12 protein-coding genes are annotated in these 14,616 nt (G+C 38.8%); all 12 read left to right on the top strand.

What is annotated here, in order from left to right:
- The 12 genes from HMPREF0634_RS03940 to pta all read left to right on the top strand — a co-directional run bounded on the left by HMPREF0634_RS03940 (window position 1) and on the right by pta (window position 14,537).
- Window positions 1-1,668, top strand: a complete 1,668-nt coding sequence (locus HMPREF0634_RS03940; RefSeq protein ID WP_007789235.1) for an ABC1 kinase family protein — start codon at window positions 1-3, stop codon at window positions 1,666-1,668.
- 12 nt (window positions 1,669-1,680) lie between these two features.
- The gene (recJ, locus tag HMPREF0634_RS03935; RefSeq protein ID WP_007789206.1) at window positions 1,681-4,164 is read left to right on the top strand and encodes a single-stranded-DNA-specific exonuclease RecJ; all 2,484 of its coding nucleotides are present in this window, start codon (window positions 1,681-1,683) and stop codon (window positions 4,162-4,164) included.
- A gap of 22 nt (window positions 4,165-4,186) precedes the next feature.
- A complete protein-coding gene (locus HMPREF0634_RS03930) occupies window positions 4,187-4,708 on the top strand; it encodes an adenine phosphoribosyltransferase (protein ID WP_007789222.1) in 522 nt (173 codons plus the stop codon).
- An 82-nt stretch (window positions 4,709-4,790) separates the two neighbouring features.
- A complete protein-coding gene (locus HMPREF0634_RS03925) occupies window positions 4,791-7,016 on the top strand; it encodes a RelA/SpoT family protein (protein WP_007789253.1) in 2,226 nt (741 codons plus the stop codon).
- A gap of 11 nt (window positions 7,017-7,027) precedes the next feature.
- On the top strand, window positions 7,028-7,477 hold the full coding sequence (dtd, locus tag HMPREF0634_RS03920; protein WP_007789211.1) for a D-aminoacyl-tRNA deacylase: 450 nt from the start codon (window positions 7,028-7,030) through the stop codon (window positions 7,475-7,477).
- 17 nt (window positions 7,478-7,494) lie between these two features.
- On the top strand, window positions 7,495-8,121 hold the full coding sequence (locus tag HMPREF0634_RS03915) for an MBL fold metallo-hydrolase (RefSeq protein WP_007789218.1): 627 nt from the start codon (window positions 7,495-7,497) through the stop codon (window positions 8,119-8,121).
- On the top strand, window positions 8,122-9,681 hold the full coding sequence (gene hemZ / locus HMPREF0634_RS03910) for a coproporphyrinogen dehydrogenase HemZ (RefSeq protein WP_007789238.1): 1,560 nt from the start codon (window positions 8,122-8,124) through the stop codon (window positions 9,679-9,681).
- Window positions 9,653-10,915, top strand: coding sequence for a histidine--tRNA ligase (gene hisS, locus HMPREF0634_RS03905; RefSeq protein WP_007789204.1), 1,263 nt, complete (start codon window positions 9,653-9,655; stop codon window positions 10,913-10,915). The genes hemZ and hisS overlap by 29 nt, the downstream gene beginning before the upstream one ends.
- 16 nt (window positions 10,916-10,931) lie before the next feature.
- On the top strand, window positions 10,932-12,722 hold the full coding sequence (gene aspS, locus HMPREF0634_RS03900; RefSeq protein ID WP_007789208.1) for an aspartate--tRNA ligase: 1,791 nt from the start codon (window positions 10,932-10,934) through the stop codon (window positions 12,720-12,722).
- 3 nt (window positions 12,723-12,725) lie between these two features.
- Window positions 12,726-13,040 carry a metal-sensitive transcriptional regulator gene (locus tag HMPREF0634_RS03895; RefSeq protein ID WP_007789250.1) on the top strand — a complete coding sequence of 105 codons (315 nt, stop codon included), beginning with the start codon at window positions 12,726-12,728 and terminating at the stop codon, window positions 13,038-13,040.
- A 14-nt stretch (window positions 13,041-13,054) separates the two neighbouring features.
- A complete protein-coding gene (locus tag HMPREF0634_RS03890; protein ID WP_007789252.1) occupies window positions 13,055-13,531 on the top strand; it encodes a SoxR reducing system RseC family protein in 477 nt (158 codons plus the stop codon).
- A gap of 34 nt (window positions 13,532-13,565) precedes the next feature.
- Entirely contained in the window at window positions 13,566-14,537 is a 972-nt protein-coding gene (gene pta / locus HMPREF0634_RS03885) for a phosphate acetyltransferase (RefSeq protein ID WP_007789246.1), read from the top strand.
- The last annotated feature ends 79 nt before the right edge of the window (window positions 14,538-14,616 follow it).

The following is a 14,616-nucleotide window of genomic DNA, read 5'->3' as shown; positions in this document are numbered from 1 at the left end:
ATGAGGATAAGTTACAAATATCTAGGCAGATATAAGGAAATAGCAGGTGTTTTAATTAAATATGGATTTGGATTTATCGTAGACAGGCTTAACAAGGATTCCATGACTGCCAAGGTAGTTGGACATGGTCCTAGTATCAAGAGCAAGTCTATGACAACTGCCCAAAGGCTTAAGTGCGCCCTAGAGGAGTTAGGACCTACCTACATCAAAATAGGCCAGATTTTAAGTACAAGGAAGGATATCTTTGACGATGAAATAATAGGCGAACTAAGCAAGCTGAGAGACAATGTAGAGATGTTTGACAATGACGTGGCCATGGCTATATTGGATGAAGAATTAGGATTTCCAAGAGACCAGGTATTTTCCTATATCAGTCAAGACCCGATAGCAGCGGCATCGATTGGTCAGGTTTATGAGGCCAAGCTCCTTGATGGTAGAAAGGTCGTTATAAAGATTCAGAGGCCAGGAATAGAGTCGACTATAAAGGCGGATATAAGTATTTTGAAGAACATTGCATCCAGCCTAAATAGTATTAAAAAAGACTTTAACCTAGATGTTGAAGAACTTATCAAGGAAATGGAAATCCAGCTTTTAAGAGAGTTAGACTACAAGTTTGAGTCAGTAAATGGGGTCAAACTAGGTAAGATATTTAAAAATAGTAGTGAGGTATTTATACCTGAGATATTTAGTGACTATACGAGTAAGAAGATCCTGGTAATGGAAAAGATTGAGGGCGTATGCTTGTCTGAGCTAGACCAACATTACCTTGATGACCAGGAAAAAAAGAGGATAGTAGATATAAGTGTGAGGTCATTTTTTAGGCAGGCCATGACTTGTGGTTTCTTCCATGCTGACCCCCACCCGGGCAATATGTATATACTGGATGACGGTCGTCTGGCATATATAGATTTTGGTATGATAGGCCTGATAGACGATAAGACCCTAGGCTACCTAAACCAGTTAATTATCGCCTCTACAAACAAAAATATTGATAAGATTATCAGGGTTTTGACTGATATGGATGCCATGTCAGTTGACATAAACACAGAGGGCCTGAGAAGAGACCTGCTTTATTTGATTCATTACTACTATGATATACCTTTTGATAGGTTAAGGATAACCGACATCTTGGATGAGGTCTTTAGGTTTATGAGGAACCACAAGATTAAGTTGCCTTCACAGCTTATCATACTAGGTAAGACTGTAATAACCCTTGAAGGGACATCTAGGGGCCTATATAATGATTTCAGTGTAGAGAGTATCGCCAACTCATACCTGAAGTATTATAGGGAAGAAAAGGTGGATATTAAGAGGAACCTTTTAAGATTAAAATCCAATGTGGACGAGTACTACTACGAGTGGATTACGGTACCAGGTCAGATAAAGACCATCCTATCTATATTAGAGAAGAATAACATGAAACTAGAGTTGGGGGAATTAAAATCTCCTAGTCTAGATAATAGCATAAAAAAATTCACAACTCAGATGTCTATGAGTATTATGCTAGCAGCCTGTATAGTAGGTTCATCTCTTATACTGGCTTCATCAAATATACAAAATAGCATAATGATCAAGTATGTGAGTATAATAGGATTTATGATATCCTTTGTTATTGGTATTACCCTGGTATTTTTAATATTTAGGAACAACTACCACAACAAGAAATAGGGGAGGATTTTGATGAAAAAATGGAATATATTACATAGGCAGGAGCCATCTAGAAATGACTTGATGGAGTCCATGTCTATATCAAAGGAAATAGGTCAAATCCTTCTTAACAGGGGTATAGAGAGCCAAGATCAGGTAGAGATGTTTACAGACCCATCCTTGAAGTATCTCAGAGACCCCTTTCTGCTAAAGGATATGGACAAGGCAGTGGAGAGGATAAGGCAGGCTATATCGAGAAAAGAAAAGATATGGATTTTTGGGGACTATGATGTGGATGGTGTATCATCAACATCTATTATGGTCTTGTATTTTAAGTCCATAGGCTATCCGGTTGACTACTATATACCTAATAGGTTGGAAGAGGGATATGGCTTGAATATAGAGGCAATAGACCATATAGGCAGTCAGGATGGCAGGCTAATAATAACAGTAGACTGTGGTATTACTTCTGTAAAAGAGGTTGAATATGCCAGGGGGCTAGGAATAGATGTTATAATAACAGACCACCATGAATGCCAGGAAAGCCTACCAGCTGCCTATGCAGTGGTAGACCCAAAGAGGGAAGACTGTTCATACCCCTTCGAAGGAATATGTGGCTGTGGTGTAGCCTTCAAACTAATCCATGCCCTATCAGGAAATGAGGACTTTTATAAAAATATAAATAGGTATTTGGAGATAGTTTCTCTAGCTACCATATGTGATATAATGCCCATACTGGATGAAAACAGGATAATTGTAAAGAATGGTATGGAGATTTTAGGCCAGGGTAATAATATAGGGATGAAGGCTCTTTTAGAAGTATGTGGACTAGATGGGACAAAGATAAAGAGTTCCCACCTGGGCTTTGCAATAGGGCCTAGGATTAATGCCTCAGGTAGACTGGGATTTTCAAACTTGGGTGTTGACCTATTTACAAGTGACAATCTACAAGAGGCAAGAAACTTGGCCCTTATGATGGATACAAAAAATACAGAAAGACAGGAAGTAGAAGCTAGGATTCATATGGAAGTAGAGGATATAATATCCAAGGATCCTTCATACAGGGATGACAAGGTCTTAGTGGTTTCGGGGGAGGACTGGCACCATGGTATTATAGGTATAGTTGCATCTAAGGTTACAGAAAAATACTATAAACCCTGCATCCTTCTTTGTGAGGAAGGGGATATAGCAGTAGGGTCTGCGAGGTCTATAAAGGGATTTGACATATTTTCAGCCCTTTATGAGTGTAGGGACTATATGACCAAGTTTGGTGGTCACCAACAGGCTGCAGGTATGAGCATGGAAGTGGCCAAGATAGGCCTACTAAGGGAAAAGATAAACCAGATAGCCAACTATGAACTAGACCAGGAAGACTTAGTAGAGGTAATCAGGGTAGAGTATGAAATAGACCAGTCTAGTCTTAATCTAGACCTAGTGGAAAACCTCCACCTTTTAGAGCCTTTTGGCATTAAAAACCCAACCCCGTATTTTATGTTGAGAAAGTGCCTGTTAAAGAGGTTGATGACAATAGGCAGGGACAAGAACCACCTTAAAATGGTGGTCGAGAAGGACATGGAGTTTGACGTAATAGGTTTTAATATGGCTCATCTGGGGACAGATTATCAGGAGGGAGACCTTGTTGACTTGGTTTTCCAGGTTGATTCAAACACCTTTAACAATAAGACTAGTCTGCAATTGTTATTAAAGGATATGAGACTGTCAAAACCTAAAAGTCTCTATCCAAGCCCATACTATGGTGAAATTATCGATATGATGATTCCAGACAAGTGCAGGGCCAATAAGAGTGATATCTTATCTGATAGGAAAGACTTTGCCAGTCTAGAAAATAGGGCAGACCTTAATAGGATAGATGATATATTTAGGCTTAAGTTTGAGTCAGAAGACTTTGAAGGAGAAAAAGCTATAAATAACCAGTCTTTAGACTTTGGAGAGTCAAACCTAATGCTTGTGAATACTATTAATGGGTATTTTAGGGCAATGTCAGATAAAAATCTATACTATGACCAGAAAATAGACCTTATATGCCCAAGAAATATTGATAAAATGGCCTTAAAAGTATATAATAAAATTATTGTATATGACTATTTAGACAATTATGAACAATACAAGAATTTGTTGGAAAATATAGGCGATTCTGACCTGCTTATCAACTATGATAAATCAGATTTTGAATACTTGAAAAATAAGTTTAGGATGCTTGAATTTGACAGGAAAGAATTTGTTGTTGTATATAAAAAATTGATGGGTATTAATATAGGTAAAATAAAATATAGCCAATTAATTGAAGTAACAGGGGTCAACCCAGTCAAGTTAGACTTGATTTTAAGGGTTCTAGCCAGTGAAAATTTGATGAGGTATGAGGCTGATTTTGAGAGGGACTCAATTGATGTTGAGATCTTGCCTAGGCCAGATATAAAGTTAGATTTAGAAAAAAATAAAATTGTTGAATATATAGGTGAAGACTACAATAAATTTGTTAAGACATACAATTTATAGGGTCGATACTGTGGAGGAATATATGAATTTAGAAGAAAAAATCAGAAATGTCCAGGATTTCCCAAAAGAAGGTATAGGTTTTAAAGATATTACTACCTTGATTTGCGATGGAGAAGGCTTTAAGCTGGCCGTTGATAGGATGGCAGACTACTTAAGAGAGAAGAGGGTAGACCTAATAGTTGGACCGGAAGCAAGAGGTTTTATATTTGGTACACCAGTTGCCTATGCCCTAGGAGTTGGTTTTGTTCCTATCAGGAAGCCGGGTAAGCTACCATCAGAGGTAGAAACTATTGAATACGATTTGGAATACGGGACTGATATCCTGGAAATCCACAGGGATGCAATAAAACCAGGCCAGAGGGTTGCTATAGTTGATGACCTCCTAGCAACTGGTGGTACAACTGCAGCTGCAGTAAAGCTTATAGAAAAACTGGGTGGCCAGGTTGTATGTTTGGAATTTTTAATTGAATTAACCTTCCTAAATGGCAGGGACAAGCTGGATGGATATGATGTTCAGACCCTAGTCCAGTATGACAGTGAATAATTAATAGATAAAGGAACTAGTCGAGTTTAAATTTCTTTTAGCCTTACTAACTTCCAGTATATTTAGTATGAGGGGTGATTTTATGTACGATGATAGAATACAAAATTTAATAGAAAAGATAAAAGCATATGCGCCTAATGCTGATATAGATAAGGTAGTAAGAGCGTATAATTTAGCTAAGGAGGCCCATAAGGACCAATTTAGAAAGTCTGGAGAACCATATATTATTCATCCGGTAGCTGTAGCTAATATACTGGCTGATATGGAATTGGATATAGATACAATATGTGGAGGCTTACTTCATGATGTTGTAGAGGATACTGATTTTGAAGAGGCAGACATAGAAGAGATGTTTGGCAAGGATGTAGCTGCCCTGGTAGACGGGGTTACCAAGCTTGGTAAGATCAAGTATATGACTAAGGAAGAGTCTCAGGCCAGCAACCTAAGAAAGATGTTTATGGCTATGGCCAAGGACATGAGGGTCATGCTGATTAAACTGTCAGATAGACTTCATAATATGAGAACTCTAGAGTATATGGATAGCAATAAGGTAAAGTACAAGGCCCAAGAGACCCTAGACATATATGCTGGTATAGCACATAGGCTGGGTATATCTACTATCAAGTGGGAGTTAGAGGACCTGGCTTTTAGGTTTTTGTATCCAGATGAATATTATGAACTTGTCAATAGGGTTAATAAGAAGAGAGAGCAAAGAGAAGCTTATATAGATGAAATAGTAACTATAATAAAAAAGGATATGGATGATAAGGGTGTAGAATGTGATGTTTACGGCCGTCCTAAACATTTTTACAGCATATTCAAAAAGATGAAAAAGAAGAATAAGAGCTTTGACGAGATATATGACTTGACAGCCGTCAGGGTTTTAGTGGATACGGACAGGGACTGTTATGCAGTTCTTGGTGAGGTCCATACCCTATGGAAGCCAATTCCAGGTAGGTTCAAGGACTATATAGCCATGCCAAAGCCAAACATGTACCAGTCACTCCATACTACAGTTATAGGTTCCGATGGTGAGCCGGTTGAAATCCAGATAAGGACTTATGAAATGCATAATGTGGCTGAATTTGGTATAGCCGCCCATTGGAAGTACAAGGAGGGTGTTACTGACAATAGTCTTAGTGATGTCGATAGGAGACTTCAGTGGTTGAGGCAGATGATGGAATGGGAGAAGGATGTAACTGACCCATATGAATTCCTAGATGCCCTAAAAGAGGATGTATTTAATGCCCAGGTGTATGTATTTACACCCCAGGGAGATGTTTTGGAATTACCAAATGGAGCTACACCTATAGACTTTGCCTATAGGATCCATTCCAAGGTGGGTAATAAGTGTGTAGGGGCCAAGGTAAATGGTAGGATTGTGCCATTAGAATACAAGCTTAAAAATGGCCAAATAGTGGAGATACTTACATCTGCAAATTCTCTAGGTCCTAGTAGGGACTGGATGAACCTGGTCAAGACTCCAAATGCAAGAAATAAGATAAAACAGTTCTTTAAGAAGGAAAGGCGAGAAGAAAACATTGAAAGAGGTCTTGCTATCCTGGACAAGGAACTTTCAAGAAATAATTTAAGCAGGAATGATAACAAGGTAATGGCTGCCATTAAGGAAGTCGCAGTCAGATTCAACCAACCAGACTACGATGACTTTTTAGCTACTATAGGCTATGGTGGTATTGTAGCTAACCATGTAGTTAACAAGGTAAAGGATGAGATTACCAGGGAAGAAAGAAAGTTAGAAAAAGAACAGAAGGCTAACCTGGAAGAAGAGGTTGTAGCCCATAATATAGTTGATCCGGAAAAGAGCAAGTATACTTCTAAGAAGACTGAAAAGAGGCATACTGGTGTAAAGGTCGATGGACTAGATGGTATATATGTTAGGTTTGCCAAGTGTTGTAGTCCGCTTCCAGGTGATGAAATCGTAGGTTACATCACTAGGGGTAGGGGAGTAGCAGTTCACAGGACAGATTGTGAGAATGTCCTTAGAGACAAGGAAAAGAATGCTCCAAGAATGGTTAAGGTATCATGGATAGAGGATATAAAATCAAAATTTGAAGCCGAGCTACAATTAAAGGCCAACGATAGAAGGGGTATTATAAACGAAGTTACCCATGTTATATCCAATGAAAAGGTTGGTTTAGTTGGAATTTATGCCAGAAAGGGTACTGATATTGGTGTCACAATAGACCTATCAGTTGAGGTAGTTGGTATGGAAGAATTAAACAAGCTTATCAAAAAGATGAAGAATATACCGGGTGTAGAAGAAGCCTATAGGGTACAAGGCAGATAGGAGTAGCTATAATGAGGGCAGTGGTACAGAGAGTTGCGAGATCTAAGGTAGAGGTTGAAAACCAGTTAGTAGGACAAATAGACAAGGGGCTGATGGTACTCTTGGGTGTTGGCCAGGATGACACAACTAAGGATATAGACTATATGGTTGACAAGATAGTCAACCTTAGAATATTTGAAGACCAGGATGATAAGATGAACCTATCACTTTTGGATGTAGGTGGTCAGCTCTTGGTTGTTAGCCAGTTTACCCTTTTTGGAGATTGTAGAAAGGGTAGGCGTCCAGGTTTTAGTGAAGCTGCCAGACCAGATATGGCAGATGACTTTTACCAAAAATTTGTCGACAAGGCCAGGGCCATGGGGGTCGATACCCATACAGGTAAGTTTAGGTCCCATATGATGGTAGAACTGGTAAATGATGGACCGGTAACCTTGTTGATTGATTCTAAGAAAAATTTCTAGGAAGGGTTTAAATATAGATGAAAATTAAGGCAATTACAGATATGATGATGGGAGAAAATACTTATATTTGCTATGATGAGGAGACTCTAGAAGCAGTAGTAATAGATCCATCTTTAAGCATAGATGAAGAAAAAAAGTTTATAAAGGATAAGAATCTAGATGTCAAATACATAATGTTGACTCATGGTCATGCTGACCATATAGGTGACGTCCTTGAATTAAAAAAATTAACAGGTGCTAAGATTTTAGCCCATCAAGATGAAAAAGAAATGCTAAATGATGCTAACAAGAACATGAGTCACGAGCTTTTCAGAAGAAGAATAGAGTTTGAAGCTGATGTTTATGTAACTGATAAGGAAAAATTAAAGGTAGGAAACCATACTTTTACCTTTATAGCTACACCAGGTCACACTAAGGGTGGCATGTGTATAAGGATTGGTATGGATATGTTTACCGGTGATACCTTATTTGCAGGATCAATAGGTAGGACAGACTTCTATGGTGGAGACTACAAGGTAATACTGAAGTCCCTAAAAAAATTAAGCAAGATGGAAAATGACCTAGTAGTATATCCTGGTCATGGGCCAGTCAGTACTATAGGTATTGAAAAACAAGAAAATTATTATATGAAATTGGTGGTATAGATGTATATATTATTGCAGGGGCATAATTATAGGTACGAAATATCCGAATTTCTAAAGCTATTCTCTTCTGAGTTTTCTTTTATAGAATGCTCAGAAGATTTTGGCGTTAATAGAGAGGGTGAACTTTTGGTCAATAAATTGGATATAGACCATGGTCCTGACAGGGTGAGTATACTTACTAAGAGCCAGGTTCTTAAGGATGGCCAAGTCCTGTATGAAAAAGAACTTTCGCAAGACATAGACCTAGTAGATTATGAAAAAAAGTTTGAAAAAAGAAATAAAAAAATAGATAATGATATTAAGACTATATCAAAAAGACTTATACAAAGGTCAATGTTTGATTACTTGAATAAGAAGTATGATGCAAATGTTCCGTGGGGAATTTTAACTGGTATCAGGCCAGTAAAGCTGATACACAGTCTTATGGACCAAGGAAAAAGCGACCAGGAAATAAGTGACTTTATGAAGGAAGAATACCTTATATCTCAGGAGAAACTAGACCTGATTATGGATATAGCCAATAGAGAGAGACCCTTTATATATCCTACTTCAGAGGACAAGATATCACTTTACTTGAGCATACCCTTTTGCCCAACCAGGTGCCTGTATTGCTCCTTCCCATCTCATAGCCTGGATAAGTATGGCCAGCATAGGGAGTCATATGTTGATACCCTATTAAAAGAGGCTAGAGGTATCGAGTCTATTATAGAAGACTTTGGTAAGACTATCGAAAGCATATATATAGGAGGGGGTACACCGACTAGTCTAGAGGCCAAGGATATGGATTACCTGATAACAAACCTATTTAAAATCCTAGACCTGACGAAGATTAAAGAGTTTACTGTTGAGGCTGGAAGGCCAGATACCATAACAAGGGACAAGTTAAAAGTCCTTAAAAAACATGGTGTGACCAGGATTAGTATAAATCCACAGACCATGAACCAGGTCAGCCTGGATAGGATTGGCAGGAAACATAGTGTTGAAGATATAGTGGACTGCTATCATATGGCAAGAAACCTGGGTTTTGACAATATAAATATGGACCTGATACTGGGTCTACCAGGTGAAAGTCCAGCCATGGTTGAGGAGACCATGAAAAAAATTATAGACCTGGACCCAGAGAGTGTGACAGTTCATACACTGGCACTTAAGAGGGCTTCAGACTTAAATATAAATTTGCAAGACCATAAAAATGACTTGACCAACTATAGGAATATGGTTGAAATGATAGATATTTCCAGGACTTATATGGAGGAAAATGGCTACAAGCCATACTACATGTACAGGCAAAAACATATGCTGGGCAACCTGGAAAACATAGGTTATGCAAAACCTGGCTATGAATGCCTATACAATATGCAGATTATGGAGGAAAAACAGTCCAACTATGCTATTGGGGCAGGGGCAGTTTCCAAGTTTGTATACCTGGATGAAAATCGTATAGAAAGAGTAGATGATGTAAAGAACCTAGACCATTATCTAGCTAGAATCGATGAAATGATAGATAAGAAGTATAAGGAGGTAGCAAAAAATGTTAACAAAAGCACCAAGAGGAACTAAGGATATAATACCTGCAGAAGCCTATAAATGGAATTATTTAGAAGAAAAATTCAGAGACTTGTGCAGACTATATGGATATGAAGAAATTAGGACACCTGTATTTGAACACACAGAACTCTTCAAGAGGGGTGTAGGTGATACTACTGATATAGTTCAAAAGGAAATGTATACTTTCAAGGATAGGGGGGATAGGGACCTTACACTAAAGCCTGAAGGTACAGCCGGTGTAATAAGGGCCTTCATCGAAAATAAGATGTATGCTGAGACCCAGCCTACCAAGCTTTTCTATATCACACCATGTTTCAGGTATGAAAGACCCCAGTCAGGTAGGCAGAGACAGTTTCACCAGTTTGGTGTAGAGGCTATCGGTAGTGATACACCTTCACTGGATGCAGAGGTAATTTCCTTGGCCATGCAGTTTTTGGGAGAGGCTGGCCTAAAAGACCTGACAGTATCTATCAACTCAGTTGGATGTCCAGTTTGTAGGGAAGAATACAACAGGCTATTAAAGGACTATCTAGCAACCAAGGCTGATGTCCTATGTGACCTGTGTAATGATAGAAGAGACAAGAACCCTATGAGGGTAATAGACTGTAAGAATGAAACTTGCCAGGCCAATATAGTGGATATACCATTGATGGCAGACCACTTGTGTGACAATTGCAAGGACCACTTTAAGCAGTTAAAAGCATACTTAGACGAGATGAACATAAAATATGTGGTTGATAAGAAGATAGTAAGAGGTTTGGACTACTATAAGAGGACAGCTTTTGAAATAATATCAAACGATCTGGGAGCCCAGTCTACAGTATGTGGTGGGGGTAGGTATGACGGTCTGGTTGAGCAAATCGGTGGACCGAGTGGCTATAGTGGTATAGGCTTTGGGCTAGGGGCAGAAAGACTCTTGTTAACACTTGAAGCCAATGGGGTTGAAATCGGCAACCCTAACCATACAGATATATTTGTGGTAACTATAGGAGACAAGGCTAAGTTGAAGTCATTTAGTATTCTAAAAGACTTAAGAGAAAATCATATATCAGCTGACAAGGACCACCTTGATAGGAGTCTAAAGGCCCAGTTTAAGTATTCGAACAAGATAAATGCAAAGTATACGATTGTAATTGGGGATGATGAGTTAGACAAGGATAAGGCCACTCTGAAAAATATGGAAACAGGTGACCAGAAATTGATAAAAATCAGTGAATTAGTTAATGAGCTAAGAAGTGTACTATAATTTGGAGGTAGAGGCATTGGATAATTTAAAGGGAATGAAGAGAACTTGTTACGCAGGGGACTTGAGATCTTCTGATATAGGCAAAGAAGTAGTATTAATGGGATGGGTCCAGAAAAAGAGAAATCTAGGTGGACTAGTCTTTGTTGATCTAAGAGATAGGGGAGGAATATCCCAAATTGTATTCGATACGGAAGTAAGCAAAGAAGCTTTTGAAAAAGCAGAAAAGCTAGGTAGTGAATATGTAATAGGAGTTAGGGGTAAAGTATTAGAGAGACAGTCTAAAAACCCTAATATACCAACTGGTGAAATAGAAGTATTTGCAGAAGAACTAAGGGTCTTAAATGAATCGCAGACACCACCTATATACATCAAGGATGACGATGAAGTAAGTGAGGCTCTAAGGTTAAAGTACAGGTACCTGGACCTTAGAAAGCCAAAGATGCAGAAGAACTTGATGCTAAGACATAAGGTAGCGAATGTAGTTAGGAACTACCTGTCAGACAATGACTTCTGTGAAATAGAGACACCTTTCTTGGTAAAACCGACTCCAGAGGGGGCAAGAGACTATCTTGTACCATCAAGGGTAAATGAAGGTAAGTTCTATGCCCTACCACAGTCACCACAGCTATACAAGCAGCTATTAATGGTGTCTGGTATGGATAGGTACTTCCAGATAGTAAAGTGTTTTAGGGATGAAGACCTAAGGGCTGACAGACAGCCGGAATTTACTCAGATAGACTGTGAAATGTCATTTGTAGAAGAAAATGATGTAATGACGATAATGGAAGGTTTGGTAAAGGACATTTTTAAGAAGGTCCTTGACAGAGATATAGTTACACCATTTCCTAGGATGACTTATGCAGATGCCATGGATAAGTATGGGTCTGACAAGCCAGACACTAGGTATGGATTAGAATTTGTAAATATATCAAATATAGTAGCAGACTGTGGTTTTAAGGTATTTTCCGACTCTACTAAGCCAGGTAGCTCAGTAAGGGGTATAAATGTAGTAGGTGGGGCAGATCACTTTACTAGGAAGGCCATCAGCCACCTGGAAGACCATGCAAAAACATACAGGGCCAAGGGTCTAGCCTGGATGAAGATTACTGATGAAGGAGTTACTTCTCCAATAGCAAAATTTTTTACAGAAGAAGAATTAGCCAAGATAACAGGAGCTATGGATGCCAAGTCAGGCGACCTACTACTGTTTGTGGCAGATAAGGACCCTGTAGTATATGATGCCTTGGGCCAGGTTAGAATAGCAGTAGCAGACAAGTTGGGTCTAGCAGATCCTAACCAGTTTAACCTATTATGGGTGACAGAATTTCCTATATTTGAGGAAGATGAAGAAAATGGAAGATTTGTTGCCAAGCACCACCCATTCACTTCACCAATGGATGAAGACCTTGATAAGCTAGAATCTGCAGAAAATAAATTAGAATTAAGGGCAAAAGCCTATGATATCGTATTAAATGGGTATGAAGTAGGTGGAGGCTCAATTAGAATCTCTAATGCAGAAATTCAAAAGAAGATGTTTAAGGCTTTAGGTTTCACAGATGAAGAAGCCTATAACAAGTTTGGTTTCTTGATAGATGCCTTCAAGTTTGGTACACCACCTCATGGGGGTATTGCATTTGGTTTAGATAGGTTGGTAATGCTATTAGCAGGAGCTGAAAATATCAGAGAAGTAATAGCCTTTCCTAAGAACCAGAACGCAGTTTGCCCAATGACAAATGCACCAAGTATAGCAGAAGATGACCAGTTAAAGGAGCTAAGTATAAGGGTAGAAATAGAAGATAAGGAATAAGATATGAGTATTGATTCAGTAAATAATCATGATGATAGACACTTGAATCCAAATAATGATAAGGAACTACTCCTAAAGAGATTGAGGAGGATAGAAGGCCAGATTAAGGGGATTCAGGGTATGGTTGAAAACGAAAGATACTGTGTAGATATACTGACACAGATATCTGCAGCCAAGTCAGCTATCAATGCCGTTGGGAATATGATCCTTGAAAATCATATCAGGGGCTGTGTAAAAGAAGCCATTGAACAAAATGAGGACGACAAGCAAGAACTAATTGATGAAATGATTGAACTAATGGTGAGATACTCCAAATAAGAGGAGGTATAAAAATGGATCAAAGAGGTAGAATTGTAGAAATAATAGATGAAAGAACTGCTATGATGAAGATGCAGAGAAACTCTGCCTGTGCGTCTTGTGGTAAGTGCATAGGTTCTTCGTCATCAGAGTCACAAGAAATAATAGTTGAAGTAGACAATACTATAGGTGCAAAGTTAGGAGACGAGGTAGAGGTCAGCATGGACCAAATCGACGTAATGAAAGCCCTGGGCATCCTATACGGCATACCACTATTAGGCCTTTTAATAGGCTCAGTGGGGTCATACTATATATTGAAATCACTAGGTGTAACAAGTATGTTAGAAGTCTTGAGTGCCCTAGTGGGATTTGCCTTTACAGGTTTGGCCTACTTATTAATAAGGTCTAGAGAAGGCAAATTTAGAGCTAGTCGAAAATATATGCCAACCGTAACTCGTGTTGTCATAGATTTAAATACTTGCTCTCTTGATGGTAGTTGTGAGGGCATGTAAATATAAAAAGTAATAGGTAATCAGGAGGAAGAAAATGGAATTATTTGACGAATTAAAAGCACAAATTGAAGGTAAAAATATCAGAATAGCTTTACCTGAAGCAACTGAGCCAAGAGTACTTGGTGCAGCAGCCAGACTACAGAAGGAAGGAATATTGGTACCAGTCCTACTAGGTAAGCCGGAAGATATAAAGTCAGTAGCTGTAGAAAATAATTTTGATATAGACGGTATAGAAATTATTGATATTGACACATACCCAGACTTTGATGAGATGGTAGCAGCCTTTGTAGAAAGAAGAAAAGGCAAGGTAAGTGAAGAAGAGGCTAGAGAGATATTAAAGAATGGAAACTTCTTTGGAACTATGTTGACATATATGGACAAGGTTGATGGTATGGTAAGTGGTGCTGTTCACTCTACTGCTGATACAGTAAGGCCAGCCCTACAGATTATAAAGACTAGACCAGGTGTACCAAGAACAAGTGGTTCTTTCCTAATGCTAAGAGGCGACACTAGGTACCTGTTTGCAGACTGTGCTATTAATATTGAATTGGATGCTGAAGGCCTAGCAGGAGTTGCAGTAGAATCTGCTAGAATGGCTAGGATGTTTGGTATAGATCCAAAGATAGCTATGCTAAGCTTATCGACTAAGGGGTCAGCTAAGCACGACCTTATAACAAAGGTTCAAGATGCCACTAGGATAGCAAAAGAATTAGCACCAGACCTTCCAATAGATGGAGAGTTACAGTTTGATGCTGCAGTATCTGAAAGAGTAGCCAAGCAGAAGGCACCAGGTTCAGAGGTTGCTGGATTCGCCAATGTATTTATCTTCCCATCAGTAGATGCTGGTAATATTGGATACAAGATTGCTCAGAGACTAGGTGGATTTGAAGCTTTGGGACCAATTATCCAGGGGTTAAATAAGCCTATTACAGACCTTTCAAGGGGTTGTAATGAAGAGGATGTATACAAGCTAAGTATTATAACAGCTTGCCAGAGTTTAATATAGTTAGAATTTAATAAAATCTTAATATAGGGTAGTTCAGACAAGAGACTAGTAGCCAACTGCAAGATAGCAAAGGCAAAAA

This window comes from Peptostreptococcus stomatis DSM 17678, assembly GCF_000147675.1.
Lineage (GTDB): Bacteria > Bacillota > Clostridia > Peptostreptococcales > Peptostreptococcaceae > Peptostreptococcus > Peptostreptococcus stomatis.
The sequence above is the reverse complement of the archived record's forward strand: the minus strand, read 5'-3'. Positions and strand labels throughout refer to the sequence as shown.